This is a genomic window from Gluconobacter potus, from assembly GCF_015244705.1.
Classification (GTDB): Bacteria; Pseudomonadota; Alphaproteobacteria; order Acetobacterales; family Acetobacteraceae; genus Gluconobacter; species Gluconobacter potus.
The window spans coordinates 139425-157997 of record NZ_JABCQF010000006.1 but is presented as its reverse complement, the minus strand read 5'-3'; the positions used below and the strand labels follow the sequence as shown (position 1 = coordinate 157997).

At 56.2% G+C, this 18573-nt stretch carries 13 protein-coding genes; 4 read left to right on the top strand and 9 right to left on the bottom strand.

Annotation, left to right across the window (positions count from 1 at the left end):
- The 4 genes from HKD31_RS10730 to HKD31_RS10715 form a co-directional block, all read right to left on the bottom strand.
- Window positions 1–1181: tetratricopeptide repeat protein (locus tag HKD31_RS10730; protein WP_194265041.1), on the bottom strand; the 1181-nt coding region annotated here is incomplete at its 3' end.
- 156 nt (window positions 1182–1337) lie between these two features.
- Window positions 1338–2600, bottom strand: coding sequence for a glycosyltransferase family 4 protein (locus HKD31_RS10725; RefSeq protein WP_194265040.1), 1263 nt, complete (start codon window positions 2598–2600; stop codon window positions 1338–1340).
- Window positions 2597–4018 (bottom strand): capsule biosynthesis protein, encoded by a 1422-nt coding sequence (locus HKD31_RS10720; protein WP_370543922.1) that lies wholly within the window; start codon window positions 4016–4018, stop codon window positions 2597–2599. Before HKD31_RS10720 ends, HKD31_RS10725 begins: the two co-directional genes overlap by 4 nt.
- On the bottom strand, window positions 4015–5448 hold the full coding sequence (locus HKD31_RS10715; RefSeq protein ID WP_228120527.1) for a capsular polysaccharide export protein, LipB/KpsS family: 1434 nt from the start codon (window positions 5446–5448) through the stop codon (window positions 4015–4017). Before HKD31_RS10715 ends, HKD31_RS10720 begins: the two co-directional genes overlap by 4 nt.
- 559 nt (window positions 5449–6007) lie before the next feature.
- Here HKD31_RS10715 and HKD31_RS10710 point away from each other — a divergent pair.
- Complete coding sequence (locus HKD31_RS10710; RefSeq protein WP_338085567.1) at window positions 6008–7507, top strand: sulfatase-like hydrolase/transferase; 1500 nt, start codon at window positions 6008–6010, stop codon at window positions 7505–7507.
- Between the two features lie 36 nt (window positions 7508–7543).
- On the opposite strand, the gene HKD31_RS10705 is transcribed toward HKD31_RS10710, so the two are convergent.
- The 5 genes from HKD31_RS10705 to hutI all read right to left on the bottom strand — a co-directional run bounded on the left by HKD31_RS10705 (window position 7544) and on the right by hutI (window position 14473).
- Complete coding sequence (locus HKD31_RS10705; protein WP_193363854.1) at window positions 7544–7720, bottom strand: hypothetical protein; 177 nt, start codon at window positions 7718–7720, stop codon at window positions 7544–7546.
- Between the two features lie 342 nt (window positions 7721–8062).
- A complete protein-coding gene (locus HKD31_RS10700) occupies window positions 8063–10135 on the bottom strand; it encodes an autotransporter outer membrane beta-barrel domain-containing protein (protein WP_194265729.1) in 2073 nt (690 codons plus the stop codon).
- A 100-nt stretch (window positions 10136–10235) separates the two neighbouring features.
- On the bottom strand, window positions 10236–11915 hold the full coding sequence (locus HKD31_RS10695) for an autotransporter-associated beta strand repeat-containing protein (protein ID WP_194265037.1): 1680 nt from the start codon (window positions 11913–11915) through the stop codon (window positions 10236–10238).
- 480 nt (window positions 11916–12395) lie between these two features.
- Window positions 12396–13136 (bottom strand): histidine utilization repressor, encoded by a 741-nt coding sequence (gene hutC, locus HKD31_RS10690; RefSeq protein WP_011252715.1) that lies wholly within the window; start codon window positions 13134–13136, stop codon window positions 12396–12398.
- 98 nt (window positions 13137–13234) lie between these two features.
- The gene (gene hutI / locus HKD31_RS10685; RefSeq protein ID WP_194265036.1) at window positions 13235–14473 is read right to left on the bottom strand and encodes an imidazolonepropionase; all 1239 of its coding nucleotides are present in this window, start codon (window positions 14471–14473) and stop codon (window positions 13235–13237) included.
- A gap of 128 nt (window positions 14474–14601) precedes the next feature.
- On the opposite strand from hutI, the gene HKD31_RS10680 reads away from it, so the two are divergent.
- From HKD31_RS10680 to hutU, 3 genes are all read left to right on the top strand, one after another.
- Window positions 14602–15963 carry a formimidoylglutamate deiminase gene (locus HKD31_RS10680; protein WP_194265035.1) on the top strand — a complete coding sequence of 454 codons (1362 nt, stop codon included), beginning with the start codon at window positions 14602–14604 and terminating at the stop codon, window positions 15961–15963.
- A gap of 21 nt (window positions 15964–15984) precedes the next feature.
- A complete protein-coding gene (gene hutG / locus HKD31_RS10675; RefSeq protein WP_194265034.1) occupies window positions 15985–16800 on the top strand; it encodes an N-formylglutamate deformylase in 816 nt (271 codons plus the stop codon).
- An 86-nt stretch (window positions 16801–16886) separates the two neighbouring features.
- Window positions 16887–18572 carry a urocanate hydratase gene (gene hutU, locus HKD31_RS10670; RefSeq protein ID WP_194265033.1) on the top strand — a complete coding sequence of 562 codons (1686 nt, stop codon included), beginning with the start codon at window positions 16887–16889 and terminating at the stop codon, window positions 18570–18572.
- The last annotated feature ends 1 nt before the right edge of the window (window position 18573 follow it).

Below are 18573 nucleotides of genomic sequence, written 5' to 3'. Positions count from 1 at the left end.
CCATACTCAATCGCTTCACGGCGCTCGGGGTCCCCCTCACACAGCCTGTCACGTAAGACAAAGTCCTGAATGGCTTCGGCACGCACAATGGACGAATTGTGCAACAGAGCCGCCGTGGCTTCGAACAGGGCGCTGCGGGAGATCGACGGGGTCAGGGTTTCGGCGTCGAAGAACGCAATTGCGCAGGTGCTGGTCTGGACGGCACAGGCAATCCAGTCCGCGATAAGCGGAGACGGAATGCAGTCAGCGCCGATGAGCAGGACGTTTCCGGAGATCTGTCCTTCCGTATGGGGCAGAGTTGCTGGAAGTGCGTCTGCATCAGGCAGATGGGTGATGGAAAGACCCGGCCGCATCCTCGTGTTCCATGCATCACGAAGGGTGGAGGAAGCGCCGGTTGTATAAAGCTTCGTGAGGGAGGGCATGCTGCCCAGGGCCGTCATCTGGGCGGCGGCAACGGCTTCTGAGACATCATCCTGCGCAATGATGACTGTAAGCGGTAGCGGCGGGGCGGAAGGCGGAGGCGGAATACGGAAGAGTTTTCGGAAGATCGTGTAATCTTCGCTCGGGAAAGCGTTGAATGCGGAAATGTCCGGGAGCACGGCGGTCATGTCGTCCAGCCGGTGGCGCATGTCGGCCAGGGTTGCCGCAAGGTGAAGGCTTTGTTCGGTGCCGTGGGACAGATGCCGATGTGACATGCTGGCCCGCTGCGCGGCTGTGTCGCCGGCGAGGAAAAGTTCCCGATGTGCGGCTTCGCAGGTGGGATCGCGTTCAAGAGCCTCACGGTAATGGTTCAGCGCCAGAATGCGACGGCCCTGGATCTTGTAGACGTGACCGAGCTGAAGATAGGTTTCGGCCTCTTCTGGGGCCTGGGTGATAATGGTGCGGTAGATATGTTCGGCGGTTTCAAGCTGTCCGCTATCCTTGAGCATGTTGCCCAGCTGCATGCCGAGATCGAGACGCCAGGGTGCGAGCGCGAAGGCGCCCCTGTAGAAGTTTGCGGCGTCTGCGGGGTTGCCACTGTCCCTCATCTGATCCGCTTCCCGGGTCAGCGTCGTCATCCACTGCTGGCACGCTGCAGGGCGAAGATCCCAAAGGGTACGCACATCTGAAATATCCTCCTGGCCGGCAAGCCGGGACCAGTCTTCCTGACGGCACAGCGTCAGCAGTTCTTCCACGGACACGGATGGTGAATGTCCACGCGTGTCCGTGCGTTGCGCCGTGTCTGTCCGTCGGGTGGAGAAAGGCCAGAGCCGCTTGAAAAACATCAAAGGGTATGTCCTGCCGAAGGAAGAAGAAGACGGGGGAGAGTTTTTCCGGATGCCAAACGCTGCAGCTTGCTACGACAGGGTCTGGATATGCGCGAGCGCACGGGCAATGCTCTGAGGCCAGGTGAGAATCTGCTCTTCGGCCAGGGGCACCGGTGGAGCGGGTTCTGCTCTGTCCGGTGTCAGTCCAGACAGGGTCTCTATGGCCCGGATCCATGCCGGCCCATCCAGCGGGTCAAGATATGTGGCGCAATCGCGGCCAATCTCGTGAAAGACCGGAATGTCCGAGCACAGAACGCGTGTGCCCAGGGCCAGAGCTTCGGCCAGAGGCAGGCCGAACCCTTCGGAGAATGACGGGAACAGGAGAGCCCTGGCCCCGCGGAGCAGGTCGACGACCGTGGTGTCGGGCAGAGAGTTGTGTTCTTCCACCATCCCCTTGAGGGCTGGAGATCGCTCCAGCATGTCGATGACCTGCTCGTTCTCCCAGCCCCGCTTGCCTACGATGACGAGATGGGGCGCGGCCTTTCCGTGGATATCGACAAGGCGTCGCCACAGGTTGAGAAGCAGAAGATGGTTTTTGCGGGCCTCGATGGTTCCCAGGCAGACGAAATAGGGATGGCTACGTCGGGTGATCGTGTCGGCTTCGTTGCCAGGAAGTATCTCTGTTTCCGAGGTGGCGCGCAAATGGACCCCGAGTGGGACTGGCCATATGGGTACGTTTCGGTGTGCGTTTTTAAAATAGGGGAGAAGAGACTGTTGGGTAGCCTGTGACGGGACCAGGACGGCGTCGGCATACTGGACGACTGTCTCGATACGGCGCAGGTGCCGTGCTGGTTCCCGCTCCCGCGCGTATTCAGGGAATTCGAGCGGGATCAGATCCTGGATCATTGGAACGAACAGGCCATTGCGCCGCCGGATTGCAGCCGCGATCAGTCCGGGTCGTGTCAGATGGTGATGGGAAACCAGAAGATAGATATTGCGGCCGTCGGTTCGCGCGTGTGGCACGGTAGAACGGACGGGGCGTGGGAGGAGAAGGCCATGCAGAAGGGCCCGGCCTAGCCTGGCGGCCCGTCCTCCGTCATCAACTCCACTGTCCCATACAGTGCCGATGGCCCTGATGAAGGCGAGAGCCCTGTCATACGGGAGAGCGGCGAACCGGCCGATCGGGTGGACTGCGGCGAATTCGAGGTGGTCGGGCGCATTCTGATGCAGGTAGCGGGCATATTCGAGTTCGACGCGGTCAATTCCTGTGGGGACGCGGGCGCCCGCGCGGGTGAGGATCCGCGAGATGTCGAGTGTATAGAATGGCACGTTGTCAGATAGTGACTGGCTCATGATGAGACCTTTTCCAGAGCCTCAGTCTCCGTTTCAGCCGGAACCGGAGAGATGATTTCCGCTGGCGTATCGGGGTGGCAGGCCAGTTCCTGGCGCAGGGTTTCGCGGCGTGCCATTTCGGCACGTGACGCGGTGGCAAAGTCCCGCGGGCTGTGGCGTGTCAGCCGGTCGATTGCGTGGCGCACCAGCTTGGCCATGCCTTCGTTCGAGAAGAAGCCCCCGGGAATCAGGCAGCGTTCGATCAGGACGCGGCGATAGGCTGCGAAGATTTCCGGGTCCGGTTGTCCCGGATTCGACCAGAATTTCTCCAGAGGGCCCTGAAACGTGATGCCTGGAATGTCGTAGACGGCATTTCCTAAGGTGATGACGGGTTTGTTTTCGGCGAGGGCCAGCGTTCCAGTCGTACTGTTGATGGTAATGACACCGGTGGCAGTACGAACCAGATCCGCGATGTCGCCCGTTTCGAAATAGTCCACACGGTCTGAGACGCCGTACGCTGCGGCCTGCATGGCAACTTCGTGGCACCAGTTCCGGATATTGTTGTCGAGCGGATGTTCCTTGATGACGAGGCGCATGCCGTGGGGGGCGTGGGACGTGAAAGAGGCGATCACGACCCGGATGGCTTCTGCCATGCCGCTGAAAGAGGAATGGAGGCGGACTTGGGCATCGGCGTCGAGCTGAAGGGGGAACAGCATGTAGGGGCTGCCGGAAGTCCGTAGCGCCTCGAGTGTTTTCTGGCTTCTGGCGCGGCGTTCATCACGGGCGAGCAGTTTGCGTAACCAGCCGATGCCTTCTGTCAGGGGATGCCAGGGGCGGTAGTTGTTCCAGTGGCGGTAATGCCAGCGGGAAAGAAGATCGGCGGTATTGTAGGCCAGTCCCTGAAGGGCCCGCGTCCGGAAAGAAGACGGAACCGGGTGGTGCGGTGGCAGGGTGGGAAGGGTTCTGGCGCGCTCGACGTAGTAGGCTGGATCGCGAGAAAGAGTGGAGTTGCCATTGACGCCTCCGAGCTCGAACGTCACCCAGTCGGGGCGGAGATAGCCTTCTTCAAAGACGTGCACCGGAATGTGCAGCCGGGCGCAGACTGCGATAGCCGCGCTGTGCAGAGGACGGCAGTCTCCGAACAGCACAACATCGGTAATGTCGTGCTCAATGATGATCCGGGTCAGGGCGTCCGGCCATTCATCGGCGCGGCCCGTGAAGTCGATGCCGCCGGGCAGGCGCCAGAAAAGCCGGTCACCGCCATTGAAATTGACTTTCCAGACTCCGTATCCCCGGCGGCGCAGTTCCCTGCCGATCAGTCGGAAAAACGGTCCCATCAGCCCCTGAAGGAGCAGGATGTTGCGCTGTACGCCTTCGGTGCCGTGCGTTGTATTGGACGCAGTATCTCCCGCGGAAGGAGATGTCCTGACGGAAGTCATGACCAGTCCTTCTTTTTCGCGCGTGTTTGCAACACCGTGTGAACTCCCTGAACAAAGGCTCTTCTGATTCCCCCCTGGGCTCCGCGCAGGCGCATGAGAAGATCAGGTCGCCAGACTTCGGGGGTTTTGAAGCGGTCGATAAGAACTTCCGGTCCGCAGAACAGGCCAGTCAGGGGATCAATATATCGTGGATAAAGCAGCAATGTGGCAGCCGTGAGCTGAGCGATGTTCAGCCGCCGGCTCCGTCGTGCGACAGGCGCCAGATCGTGGGTCAGCCCCCAGCCAGCGTAGAAAGGCTGTCCGTATGTCGTGACAGGCAGGCCGCGCATGATGGCTTCGAAGCCTGTCAGCGACGTCAGTGTATGGACTTCATCGACGGCATCCAGCAAGGGCGCCATGCCTCCCCCACGGGAAATCCGGTCCGCCACGTGCAGGACATCGGCATCAGGGATGGCGCCGGCGCGGTGTCCTGCATCCACATCGGGATGCGGACGATAGACGATGAAGGCATCCGGACAGGTCGCTCGGACACGGCGCAGGAGGTCCATGTTGCCCTTTATGCTTCCACCACCCAGTCGGACCGACATGTCGTCCGCCACCTGGCCGGGAACGAGGATGATCCGTCGCTCTGCTGGTGCGTCGAATGCGGGAATGCTGCCGCCTGCCGAATACTTGGAAATATTCTGTGTGCGGATCAGCCCGATCAGCGCGCGCGCGCGCTTCTGAAGGCTCTCTCCGAGCGGGTGGGTGGCAAGCAGGACTTCCAGATCGCTGGGGCGTGCGGGATCGTAATAGGGGCCCCTGCTGTCCGCGATGATTGAGGCAGGAGGCAGGAAACCGCTGCCAAGACCGACAGAGCGGATGAAACCATCTTCGATACGGAAAAGGGGAAGGTGGTTTTTCTGGGCTGTCTGTTCCAGTTTGCGCGGTATGCGTGTTGCCCAGACAGCAATGCCATTCTGGCCTTTGCGCGCGCGTGCTACGGTCAGGGCACTTGTTGTCGTGCGGCGGAAGAAGGGGAATGGACGGCGTTTTTCCGCGGTGGCGAAAAATTCCCTCATCCGGGCGCGTTTCCAGAACGACATGCCGACACACACGCTGATGGTGCGATTGGACGTGAGGATGTGCTTCCATTCCGTCAGGAGAGAGAGCGCGTTCAGAATGTCGATCGGCAGCCCCGAAAAAGGTGAACGGTATTCCGTCGCAGCGTAAAGGATATGCAATGCTGCCGAGGAGGCATGCAGGTCCGGTTGCCAGCCTTCGTCTCTGTCTGGGCGCAGAATCGAGTGTCCGGTCAGTGCCCCGAGTGCTGACAGTGTCGTCAGGCCTTTGGGGGGCAAGAAAAATGTGCGCGTTCCATCCAGCAGGGAGTGCGGATCAACATTTTCAGAGAGGGCTTGGGCTCCTTCGGCCCGAGCCTCGTTGCGCATTCTGCGCCATTGCACGCCGTCATGCGGAGTTACAAGAAGGAGCCGGGTAGGGCTGGTCCACTCTTTTGCTTTTCGCCACATCTGTAGGGCATATTCTGCATGAGGGGGGACGCAGACTACGATTGGGGCTGTCGTTGCCGCGGGACGCTCCCAGAACATACCGCCCACCCGTGCTTCCGAAATCATCCGTACAGCGGGGTTGTTCCGGATATGCTCGGGTGAAACCAGCCCTTCAGCCGTCTGGTGGGGAATGGTGGATCGGATTTGCGTAAGCGGATGGACCGGATTTCCTAAAGGGGGCGCGGAAAGAATGAGGGGGAGTGAATTGACGGGCGAAATAGCTCCTGGACGCAAGACCGGTACTCTTCCTTTCTCGTGCCCTCGTCCGGTGTCGTTTCTGCGGGGCTGGGTAAAATTCATCGGATGGTCTAACATTCAAAGAGTATGCATGAAAGATAAAAAATTAATTACAAAATGGAATGAAATAACATCATGCTTAACTTAAGGTGAGTGAAATTATTTAAATATAATAAACAAGTAAATTATTCGGGATAAATATGTGATATTGTTATATTTTTTATTTACGGTTTGGGTTGTTTTTGAGTTTATGGACTGTATTACATCCCGTTCTGTGAGATTTTCAAGAAAAAGTTCTCAGAGTGGCAGGGTTCTGGTTGTTTTCTGTCAGGGAATTATTTTCCGTTTCTTTGTAACATTTATGATCTTCGGGGCGCTGGTGTCGCTTGCGGGACATCCTCTGGCGGCAGCGGTGTTGGCAGTGCTGACTGGAGTTCTGCTGGTTTTCGGCTCGGGTCTGAAAAGGAATGTCCTTGGAGAACCGCTGATGTTCAGCGATGTCGCCGTCATTGGCGCCTTTGTGCGGCATCCCAGATTTTATATCGGGGCTATTCCGCCGTTCGCCCGGATTCTGGTGGTGGCAGGACTGGCGTTTCTGGGAGCGTCCTTTTTCGGATTGCTTCTGGAGGATGCACTCTGGCTTAGGAGCGGCTCTGGTCTTTCCGTTCGGGTGCAAGGGTTATGCCTGTTCGTGACCGGATGGTTCTGTCTTGATGTTCTAGGACGTGTCGGACTGGCGCGCAGGCTGCTGCCTGCTGCGGATTTGGATATGGGAGAACAGCGCTACGGTCTGTTGGCAACCATTGTGCTGAGCTGGCTGAGATGGAAGGACGACCGTCGTCGGAAATTACCTAGCTGGCCACCGGTGTCCGCAGGGCAGCTTGATCAGGCTCCCCTGATTGTGGTGATCCAGTGCGAATCGTTTGCCGATCCCCGTGAGTTCGGTCTCGAAGATGCGTCAGCCTGTGTGTTGCCTCATCTATTGTGTGCAGAACGGGAAGGGGAGGTTGGAAAACTCCAGGTTTCGGGGTTTGGTGCCTATACCATGCGCACGGAATACGGTGTGCTGTTCGGTCACGAAGAGAGTGAGCTCGGTTTCTGTCGTTTTGATCCGTATCTCACGGCAGGAAAGCAGGCTGGCGACGCGCTTGCGGCCCGGCTGGCCCCGGTCTGTGGGGACAGGGTCTTTCTGCACCCCCATGATCTCAGGTTTTATGGGCGGGACGTCCTGATGCCGGTCGCAGGCTTTAGCCGGCTGATCGGTACCGAAGGGTTCGCTGCTGCGGCGCAAGAGGAAGGTCATATTGCAGATCATGCCGTGGGAGACCGGATACTGACACTGATTGATGAAGCTGTCTCCAAGCCTTCGGGAACATTCATTTTCACGGTTACGATCGAAAATCATGGACCCTGGTCAGGAGGGATGGCCGATTATCTTCAGCATCTTCAACAAGGGGATGAGCTTCTGGGACGTGTAACGCAGGCTCTTGGGCAGACCGGTCGAGACGCTCTTTTGGTGTTTTATGGCGATCATCGCCCCTCGCTTCCCCGTGCTGTCATGCCGGGTGGTGCGCGTCATACGCCGGTTGTTGTTAAAGGCTTCGGTGCGTTGTCGGCTATGTCACGGCTCGATGGTGTATCCCTGACCCCCGCGGCTCTGCACCATCGGATCATCAGTCTGGTTGCCGGGTGTGTATCCTGAAACTGCCGTGGGGAGGTCGCTTGAAGAGAATAGACCTCAGCGGATCAATGAAGCCAATCCATCGATCTTGTCTGCCAGTGCGGCAATCATGTGTTTTAAATCTTCTGGAACGTCTGATTTGTCAGCAGTGATATTCAGTCGTTCCGCATCGGCCTGAAGTTCACCGAGAAGTTCGAGAATTTCCGAATCCGTGTCGGTGTCATCATAGGACATGAGTTGGTTTCCTTTGTCTGTATCCACAGTGAAAGGTCAATTGCTGTTTGTCCAGTCGGTCTGAAGGGAGGTTGAGCCTAATTTTTGGGCGATTGGCTATGCCATAATCCGCGCCTGAGAACGCTGGCTCGATAGCGTCTTCGTGAGTGTTTGTGGGGAGCCATGACGGGGCACGTTTGTTTCAATGCTCAAAAGCCTCTTGCAACTTGAGAGTATTCCCTGACCCAGGGGTAACCTTGGGCCAGGAAGAGTAACAGCTAAACCAGTATAAGATCATCTGGGTATATCGCATTTAAATTTTGGAATTATCCAAACAGGCGGCGTATCTCGCGTCAGAGGGACTTAAAAATTCCAGATAATTTTTCCTCGAATACCGCTGTCGATATAGTTGGCACCGTACTGACCAACATACGATACGTTAGCATTCAGACGATCGGATAGACGTACAGCCGTCCCGGCATTAATGACGGCCGCATCCTGCGCCAAAAGAGCGCCGGCCGCCTCAAAATCTGAGCTTCCCGTTGCAAAGCTCTGGTGTGCTGTTGGCGCTATGACGCCGTAACTATGCCGATAACCCAGGCTACCATTAGGCATCAGTACGATATTTCCTACATGGAAAACGGTGGAGCCGCGAACACCAAAAGTGGAATAAGTGGTGCCTGTATCCACGCCGCGCCCATTCAGAGCAGCAGTCTTTCCACCATCTTCATGGTAGCCGTTCGTATGCACATTGACATAGGCCACATTGGCAAAGGGTTCGATCCGTGTGGCCCGTCCAAAGCGGAACTGATACGCGATGTCGCCAAATGTCTGCGCTGTACCGCCCAGATAGCTGCTCGACAGGTGGTCGCTGAGACCTGGAGCTTTCACGGTCCGATTCAGACCCAGAATGTCCCAGCTGTAAAAAGCTCCAAGCCGGAGATGGAGATGTCCCCAGTGAGTGCCAGCGTAACCACCGACACTGACATCATTACTGTGTCCGGAAGACTGCACTGCATTGCTGCTGAATGCTGAGTGACCATAGCTCACGAGGCCACCAATACGCCATGTCTGGAATGCCTGAGTATCAACTCCCATTACAAAGCCGCCCAGTTCGTGATGGAGGCTGCTGGCATTGCTGCCGCCCCCATTGTGACCCCATGACCCGTAAGCTGTGCCCCACATCGTCAGGCCGGGCTCGCGACAAGCGGAGGCATTGCCGGCAGTGCCGACGGATACAGTCTTGATCGTGCTTTGGCTGACGCCATTGATGCAATCTGATGAGACCAGCCGATCAAGGGCAGCATTCCGGATGTAGAAGCTGTTTTCAATCATTGTTGTACGCGCCGAGGCGTGGATTTCACCCGACAGAGAATTATAGGCATGACGTGCCTGTTTCTCATTCAGGAGTTCGACAGCTCCAGTTACGGCACCACCAGCAGCTCCCATGCTGTCTAGGGCAGTTCCCACGGCGGACTGGTTACGTGTTATCGCAGCAGAAGCAAAGCTACGGCTGTTACGATCCATATCCAGATAAATGCTGTCCGCTGTGTAGTCGAGGGTCGGGGAAAGGAAGTAATAACTATTGATTAATCCGCTATCATTGATTGTACCAAAGGTGCCGGAAATTCCATTGGAAGCAGTTAAAATCTGATAATGGCTATTGGCGGATAAAATGGGGCTGCCAACGGTGTTTACAGTCAGGGTATTACCGTTGAGGATGACCTCTCCATTCACTTCTGTCTGGCTTGAGTGACCATTTTCTCCTACCACAGCCAGATAATTCGCCCCTTGTTCCAGCGTCAGGTTACCATTTACGTGCAGGATGCTATCCAGACCGTTCGCTGAGGTATCAAGTGTACCGGAGCTACGAATATCTGTAGTACCAACAGTTCCAGTACCGGATAGCGTTGCACCATCATCCACAGTAACCGCCGAGTTTCCTATAGAACCGGAGACTGTCAGCGTTCCATTCTCAATCGTGGTATCACCCGTATAGGTATCATAAGCAGCAAGCGTGACATTGCCGCTACCGGCTTTGGTCAAGGTTCCAGTGCCGCTGATGGAGTTGGACAAAGTGCTATCCGTGTCCTGTGCAATAGCCAGTGCCGCATTATCCGTGATGGCACCACTGCCGAAGCTTGACGTTCCTCCCGTCAGGGTTCCGGCTGAAATCAGTGTGCCGCCTGCAAAGGTATTACTTCCCGTCAGTGTGACATTGCCGCTACCGGCTTTGGTCAAGGTTCCAGTGCCGCTGATGGAGTTTGACAGAGTGCCGTCCGTATCCTGTGCAATAGCCAGTGTCGCATTATCCGTTATGGCGCCGCTGCCGAAGCTTGACGTTCCTCCCGTCAGGGTTCCGGCTGAAATCAGTGTGCCGCCTGCAAAGGTATTAATTCCCGTCAGTGTGACATTGCCGCTACCGGCTTTGGTCAAGGTTCCAGTGCCACTGATGGAGTTGGACAGAGTGCCGTCCGTATCCTGTGCAATAGCCAGTGCCGCATTATCCGTGATGGCACCACTACCAAAACTGAATTCAGGTACCGGTCAGGGTACCTGAATTCAGGACTGTACCTCCAGTGTAAGTATTGGAATTGGAAAGAGTCAGGTTGTTGGAACCGTCTTTAACAAGGACGCCTGATCCTTCAATGGCATTGGAGAATGTCAAATCATTGGAATGGTTAAAATCAACCACCCCATTATCAAGTATGTTTCCAGATATAATTCCAGTGCTGCCGCCGACACCGAAATTTATGGAAGATCCACTGTTCACAACAACATTATCTATAACGCTATCACCGGTAACGGTAGTCGTCCCAGATGCTGTCAACAGATGGAAGCCTACAGCGGAAGAAAATACTGATCCGTCTTCCAGGAAAATATTATTACTATTATTGCTGGGGTCTGCGGAAACCAGTCCCGTAATTGAAGATCCTTTTTCAATATAAAGGTTATTTTCCTGTTGAGTCCCGTTGTATCCTAGTTGGATAGCATATGAGTTTGATGATATTGTCCCGAAATTATATATATTTACTGAGCCATTGCCGGTTGTATCAATGGCATGACCATCACCGCCAGAAAATCCATTACTCTCTATGGACCCATAATTCGTGATATTTAAATTTCCGTTTGACCAGACGCCTACGACTTCACCTTGAATATCTCCCTTATTCAAGATGTTATCATTTCCATCCATGTACAATCCGTAGCCGGTACCTTTTATTTCTCCAAGGTTGGTAATATTATTGGTATTATTTAATGCTGTAACTCCCACCCACTGTCCATCGATAACACCCGATGCATAATTTGTGAGGTCGAGGCCGCCTGTTACAGCAACAGCTTCTGAAGCGTTTCCTTCTCCGTTTTTGTCATACCCAGCTGCTCCGGTACTTTGAATAAGGCCATAATTTTCAATAACGGCCTTATTGTCGATATCTACGCCGTCGCCATCGCCGGTTCCTGAGCCATCATATTCTCCGATGATTGTCCCATAATTCACAACAGAACCATCGCCATCCGAGCCAATGCCAGAACCGTTTCTGCCTACAATTGTTCCGTAATTGACAACGTTTACGTCAACGGAAGACGTAATGCCATGACGTTTTCCGGAGATAGTGCCAGACTGGTTATTTATTACGGTTCCGGCGTAATCCTGAAAATCTATGCCATCATGACTGTCACCTGTTGCGCCGTCAGCGTATATTTTTCCGTCATTGATGACAGTAGCGTTATTCCCGGGACGAATTCCGTCAGCGTCATCTGAAATTAAAGAACCTGTAGATGTATTAATTATTGTAGTAGAAGAGGACGTAGAGGAGATATTATCGAAATCAATACTCTGACCTCCAGATGTGCTTTCAATGGTTCCGCTGTTTGTTAGTGAAATTACAGCTGACCCTTCCGTGTAGGATTTCGCTTGCACACCATCATCTTCGCTGATGATGCTAGAACCTGTACCGATATTTATGGATATGTCGGTCGGTTTTTTTATAACGATCGCTTTTTCACTGCCGGTGGAGAGCGTAGTGCCGGAAGTTAAGGAAAGCGTATCATCTCCGGAGATCGAGATAGGAGTTGTACTGGAGCCTTGAAGAGAAACTGTCTTGGCGAATGATTTGTGATATGAGAAAGCCAGCATTATGTATATTGTGTAGTACATATATAGTTTTCGTGATGAATATTTCCCATTGAGATGAATTTTGTTAATCTTAATCATTTGGTTGTCTTTCCTAATAATTCGTAAATAGACAGAAATTCATTTCCTGACGATTTGTGTGTCTTTTTGTTTCAATTTCTACCCAAGGTGTCACGGAGTGTTTTTTTTGCTACTATAGAATTTTATTGCCAACAATATATTATCGGTAAATTAATTTCGTATTTTAGAGATTGAACCATCGTTGTGGGGATGGGGCTGAACGGTTGTTGATTGACAACTCTCTCGAAAACTTTCGTTTTGTTATTGTGGTGAAGCGTATTTCGTGGCGTTTTGGACCCCTTAATAGGACTGTGTCTGTCCCTTTCGTTGTAGATTAATATCGATTTTTGAGTGACTCGCTAAGTCATGATTTGAGCAAGAGTACGCTGCTGGGAAACAGTATTCGGGCAGCTTTAAGTTGCCTACGAAGCCTTAGGTACGGCCTGTCAAGCTACGGGTGGATGCTGTTCCCATACACATTGCGCAAGGAAGATTGGGCAGTTAGAAATTGTCTGAAGAGGACTTGCGGCGGCCGCCTAGGCTGTAACGGTTGCCTGGGTAGGTGAAGATACCTTTCATGACGACGCGGCCTTTGACCCATGTGCGGCGTACGAGTTGAAGGCAGGGTTCGTGAGGGCCGATGTCCAGTAGCGATTGTAGCTCCGGAGTTGGAGAGACGGCGAACACGACGTGCTCGATCTCGTCGGGGCCGGAGATATGGTAAAGGTGCCGGTGCGGATGGGTGAGGGTGAAGTCCTGCTGGAGGTATTCGGGCGCGAATGCCGGAGAGACGAAACGCTCTTCCACCTGAAGCGGGATATCGTCTTCGAAATGGACGATCACGGAATGGAACAGCTTGCTGCCGGGACGCATGTCGAAGGAAAATGCGAGATCGATGTCGGCACGGATGGCTTCCAGCGTGATGACGCGGGCGGTATGGACGTGTCCTGAGCTCAGGATGTCATCGGCGATATCGTGAAGTTCCAGCAGGTCAGCCTTTGGCGAAGGGCGCGAGACGAATGTTCCTACACCCTGCGCACGGACCACGACGCCTTCGGTCATCAGTTCACGAAGGGCCCGGTGGACCGTCATGCGGGAGACGCCGAGGAGTTCGACCAGTTCGCTCTCGGAAGGAAGTTTCTGGCCTTCTTTCCATTCGCCGTCCTGAATGCGCTCGGTAATGTAGAGTTTGACCTGTTCGTACCGAGCGGGAGAGCGTTCCCGGGAGACGTCCATTTTCATGTCGCGGGCTGTCCTTCAGCTGGGAAGCGGCAATCCAAAAAACATCCTGGCGAAACGGTTATTTAGACAAGAGGTTGTATGGATAAGAATATGCAACTTTATATCACAGGGTCCAGTTTACCGTCAAAAATTCGCTGAACTGGCCTTCTGCCGCCAATCCAGTACGAGAGTTCGTGTGGGCCGGCGATGTCCCATAGAAGCATGTCCGCGGCCTGTCCGGTTGCCAGGCTGCCGGTTACGTTCTGAAGCCCCAAGGCCTGGGCCCCGATCCGGGTTACGGCCGAGAAGGTTTCTTCGGGAGTCATGCGGAACAGGGTGCAGGCCATGTTCATGATGCCTGTAAGGCTCACGCTTGGGGAGGTTCCGGGATTGCAGTCTGTGGCAAGTCCCATGGGAACATTGTGCTTTCGGAACAGGTCTAAGGGCGGCATGCGCGTTTCGCGGATGAAATAGAAGGCTCCCGGAAGCAGCATCGCGACTGTGCCGGCATGAGCTAGGTCGATGACGTCGTCTTCCACGACATATTCCAGATGGTCGGTCGAGAGGGCCCCGTAACGTGCGGCCAGCTTCGTGCCGCCGCTGTTTGAGAGCTGCTCGGAATGGAGGCGGACGGGGATTTTCAGGTCGTTTGCCGCGATGAAGAGACGTTCGATCTGATCGGGGGTGAAGGCGATGTTCTCACAGAAGCCATCAATACTGTCGATCAGCTTTTCTTCCACGGCCTGAGGGAGAATGTCGGTGATGAGGTGGGAGACATAATCGTCCTTCCGGTCTTTGAATTCCGGCGGCAGGGCGTGGGCACCGAGGAAAGTTGCGTGAACACGTACGGGCAGGGCGGTGCCGATGGCGCGGGCAACGCGGAGCTGTTTGAGTTCGTCTTGCAGGGTCAGGCCATAGCCTGACTTCATCTCAAGGGTCGTTGTGCCCTCGGTGATCATGCGTCGTACGCGGCGCGCTGTGACGTCAAAGAGTTCGTCTGCGGAGACATTGCGGGTGGCATTGACCGTGGAGATGATCCCGCCGCCTTTGCGCGCGATTTCCGCATAGGAGGCGCCATTGAGGCGTTCGGCGAATTCCAGGCTGCGGTCGCCGGCGTAAATGACATGGGTGTGGGCGTCCACGAGGCCTGGCGTCATCCATAGGCCGTTTCCTGAGCGGATCTTATGCGCCAAGTTTGGCGGAGCGTCTGGCAGGTCACGGGCCGACCCAATCCAGCTGAGCCGTCCGTTTTCAATGCCGATTGCGGCATTGTGGATGCAGCCATAGCCGTCCTGATCCGAAATGAGCGCCGGGTCGGCCGTCGCGACATGAATGTCTGTCCAGAGCGTATCCCACATTCGCGTTCTTCCTTGCGCCATCAAATCTGTCGTGGTGGTATATACAAGTCTTACAATTCCATTATCATCATGCAACCAACGGGAAAAGCAAAGACTTTCCGCGTGATGAGGGAAGGAATGTCGAGGTTATGGAACTGTTTGCAGAGCAGGCCCTGTTGCCGGACGGCTGGCGCAGGAATGTGCGGATTTCTGTTTCTCCTGACGGGTGTTTCGAATCGATCGTCCCGGACGCCCGGATATCTGCGGATGCAGAGCGGAAAGCGATTGTTGTTCCGTCGCAGCTGAGTCTGCATTCCCATGCTTTTCAGCGGGGTATGGCGGGACTGGCGGAGAGCCGTCAGAATCCGGCGGATACGTTCTGGACCTGGCGGCGGCTGATGTATCAGCTTGCGCATCGCATTTCGCCCGAACAGATGCAGGATATTGCAAGCTACCTGTATATGGAAATGCTGACGGCCGGATATACGCAGGTCGCGGAATTTCACTATCTGCATCATGCGCCGGGTGGAGCGACTTATGGGCAGGTGGCGGAGATGTCCCTGCGCGTTGGTGAGGCGGCGCGGGCGGTCGGCATTGGTCTGACGCTTCTGCCGACGCTGTACGAGCGCGGGGGCTTTGACGGGCGTCCGCTTCAGGAGGCGCAGGAGCGGTTCGCGACGACGCCGGAACTTATCGGCAGGATCATCAGCGAGACCCGGTCGGCCTGGGCGGGAAAGCCGTTGCTTTCCGTTGGGCTGGGTCTGCATTCGCTTCGGGCGGTTGATCTGGAGACGGCTTCGGATCTTCTGTCTGTGCAGACGGGCCCTGTTCATATCCATGTCGCCGAGCAGCAGAAGGAAGTGGAGGAGTGCGTTGCCTTCGTGGGCGCGCGGCCTGTGGAATATCTGCTGTCTCAGACGGATGTGGATGAGCGGTGGTGTCTGGTGCATGCGACCCATCTGTCCGCTTCCGAGGTTGCGGGGATGGCGCGTTCCGGAGCGGTGGCGGGGCTTTGTCCGATCACGGAAGCCAATCTGGGGGACGGGCTTTTCCCGCTTGCGCCTTATGTAAATGACGGGGGACGCTTCGGGATTGGAAGCGATAGCAATGTGCTGATCAGTCCCTGGGAAGAGCTGCGTACCCTGGAATACGGGCAGAGGCTTTTTACGCAGACGCGATGTGCGGCTCTGCCGGCGGAGGCGCTGGGGTCCACGGGGGGATGGCTGTATCGGCAGGCGCTGGATGGCGGGCGACGGGCCTGCGGGCTTGAGTCCTGGGGGCTGGTTGCCAGGGCGCGGGCGGATCTGTGCGTGTTGGACGAAGACCAGCTGCCGCTTCCGTATCTGCAGGATGATGCCGTTCTTGATGCGGCCATTTTCGGATCGCGCCAGCCCCCCGTGAAGGATGTGCTGTGTGGTGGTCAGTGGCGCGTGCGCGATGGACGGCACCTCAATCATGACGCTGTGACCGCGGCGTTCCGGCGCACCGTGCGCACTCTTCTTGATCTCTGATCTTACAAGGAAATCCTGACCATGACGGATGTTTTTTCCTTTGTTCGCGGGACGATGCCCGTGCTTGTGACCCTTCCGCATTCCGGCTGCCATCTGGCGCCCGGGATGGAACGGCGGATGACGGAACGCGGGCGTCAGTTGCCTGATACCGACTGGTATATGGAACATCTTTATGCCGGTGCGCTGTCGAAGGGCATGGGGGTGCTGAAGGCCCATCATTCCCGTTATGTGGTGGATCTGAACCGTGGCGCTGACGATGCGGCGCTTTATCCGGGGCGGCCCAGCACTGGGCTTGTGCCGGCGCTGACGTTTGACGGGCAGCCCATTTACCATGAGGGGCAGGCACCGGACGAAAGCGAGGTTGCCGAGCGGCGGGAGGTTTACTGGCGTCCCTATCATGAGGCTGTTGCGGAAGAGCTGGAGCGGCTTCGTCAGAAATGGGGATGGGCGGTTCTGTGGGACGGGCATTCCATCAAGTCGAGCATTCCCCGACTGTTTGAGGGGACGCTTCCGGATCTGAACCTGGGGACCAACAGCGGACAGTCCTGTGACGGGGAATTGCAGACTCTTCTGGCGCAGAGGCTGGCTGGAAACGTGGCCTACAGCCATGTCGTCAATGGTCGCTTCAAGGGTGGATACACGACGCGGCATTACGGCCAGCCAGAGCGTGGCATCCATGCCATCCAGCTTGAAATTACGCAGTCTACCTATCTGCGGAGCGAAGAAGCGTCCTGGCCGATCGATCTGGAGAAGGCGGTGCGTCTGTCGCGGATGATCGATGGCCTGCTTGAGACTGCGCTGTGCTGGCGGCCCGAGGCGGCGTGTTCGGGAAAATAAATCCCGATGTCATTTCATAAATGGATTGACAATTCCGCAGAGCGATTTGAGTATTGGTATATACAAGTTCATACAGGATGAAGCCCATGAGTGATCCCGGCAACCGCCTTTCGAATGATCGTGTCATCCGTGCCCCGACCGGGCCTGAACTCTCGGCCAAGAGCTGGCAGACTGAAGCGCCGCTCCGGATGCTGATGAACAATCTGGATCCCGACGTGGCGGAAAAGCCGTCCGAGCTCGTTGTCTATGGTGGCATCGGTCGCGCGGCGCGGAACTGGGACTGTTATGACAGGATCGTCGAGGCGCTGCGTGATCTGGAGGACGACCAGACGCTTCTGGTGCAGTCCGGCAAGCCGGTTGGCGTATTCCGGACGCATGCCGATGCGCCGCGTGTGCTGATCGCGAACTCCAACCTCGTGCCGCACTGGGCGACCTGGGAGAAGTTCAACGAACTCGATCGGGCCGGACTGATGATGTACGGGCAGATGACGGCGGGATCGTGGATCTATATCGGTTCGCAGGGCATTGTTCAGGGCACGTATGAGACCTTCGTGGAAATGGGGCGCCAGTATTATGGCGGGAACCTCAAGGGACGCTGGATTCTGACGGGCGGTCTGGGCGGCATGAGCGGCGCGCAGCCTCTGGCGGCTGTCATGGCCGGTGCGTCCATGCTGGCAGTCGAATGTGAGCCGTCCCGCATCCGCAAGCGTCTGGAGACGGGATATCTGGATCGGCAGGTCGAGACGCTCGATGAAGCTCTGGAAATCATTCAGGACGCCTGTGCGAAAGGCGAGGCCGTTTCTGTGGGTCTTCTGGGGAATGCCGCTGAAGTCTTCCCGGAACTGGTGCGGCGTGGCATCCGTCCGGATGGTGTGACGGATCAGACCTCTGCCCATGATCCGCTGAACGGTTATCTGCCGGCCGGATGGTCGCTGGAGCAGGCCGAGAAGATGCGGATTACCAATCCTGTGGCGGTTGAGAAGGCGGCGCGGGAATCTATGCGGCTTCAGGTCGAGGCCATGGTGGCATTCCATCGCCAAGGCATTCCGACCTTCGATTACGGAAATAATATCCGCCAGATGGCCTTTGACGAAGGTCTTGAAGACGCTTTTTCCTTCCCGGGCTTCGTGCCGGCCTATATCCGTCCGCTGTTCTGCCGGGGTATCGGGCCGTTCCGCTGGGCAGCACTTTCGGGGGATCCGGAGGACATTTTCAAGACCGATGCGAAGGTCAAGGAACTGCTTCCGGACGACAAGCATCTGCACAACTGGCTCGATATGGCGCGGGAAAAGATCCACTTCCAGGGACTGCCCTCGCGCATCTGCTGGGTTGGTCTGGGGGACCGCCATCGTCTGGGGCTGGCGTTCAACGAGATGGTGGCCAGCGGTGAGCTCAAGGGCCCGATCGTGATCGGCCGTGACCATCTGGACAGCGGTTCGGTCGCCAGTCCGAACCGTGAGACCGAGAGCATGCGTGACGGTTCGGACGCTGTGTCCGACTGGCCGCTGCTGAATGCGTTGCTTAATACGGCGTCGGGTGCGACGTGGGTATCGCTGCATCATGGCGGCGGTGTCGGTATGGGCTTCTCCCAGCATTCCGGCATGGTGATTGTGGCGGATGGCACGCCGGATGCGGCGCGGCGTCTGGAGCGGGTGCTGTGGAATGACCCGGCTACGGGCGTCATGCGCCACGCCGATGCCGGTTACGACATTGCCACGGAGTGTGCCCGCGAGAAGGGCCTCGACCTTCCCATGATCACGCGCGGAGCCTGAG

Bases quoted from the DNA above. Each gene is read 5' to 3' on its own strand.
- hutU (WP_194265033.1), top strand. From the start codon at position 16,887: ATGAGTGATCCCGGCAACCGCCTTTCGAATGATCGTGTCATCCGTGCC.
- hutI (WP_194265036.1), bottom strand. From the start codon at position 14,473: ATGTGGGATACGCTCTGGACAGACATTCATGTCGCGACGGCCGACCCG.
- HKD31_RS10720 (WP_370543922.1), bottom strand. From the start codon at position 4,018: ATGACTTCCGTCAGGACATCTCCTTCCGCGGGAGATACTGCGTCCAAT.
- hutG (WP_194265034.1), top strand. From the start codon at position 15,985: ATGACGGATGTTTTTTCCTTTGTTCGCGGGACGATGCCCGTGCTTGTG.
- HKD31_RS10715 (WP_228120527.1), bottom strand. From the start codon at position 5,448: ATGCGCAACGAGGCTCGGGCCGAAGGAGCCCAAGCCCTCTCTGAAAAT.
- HKD31_RS10695 (WP_194265037.1), bottom strand. From the start codon at position 11,915: ATGATTAAGATTAACAAAATTCATCTCAATGGGAAATATTCATCACGA.
- HKD31_RS10680 (WP_194265035.1), top strand. From the start codon at position 14,602: ATGGAACTGTTTGCAGAGCAGGCCCTGTTGCCGGACGGCTGGCGCAGG.
- HKD31_RS10725 (WP_194265040.1), bottom strand. From the start codon at position 2,600: ATGAGCCAGTCACTATCTGACAACGTGCCATTCTATACACTCGACATC.
- HKD31_RS10705 (WP_193363854.1), bottom strand. From the start codon at position 7,720: ATGTCCTATGATGACACCGACACGGATTCGGAAATTCTCGAACTTCTC.
- hutC (WP_011252715.1), bottom strand. From the start codon at position 13,136: ATGAAAATGGACGTCTCCCGGGAACGCTCTCCCGCTCGGTACGAACAG.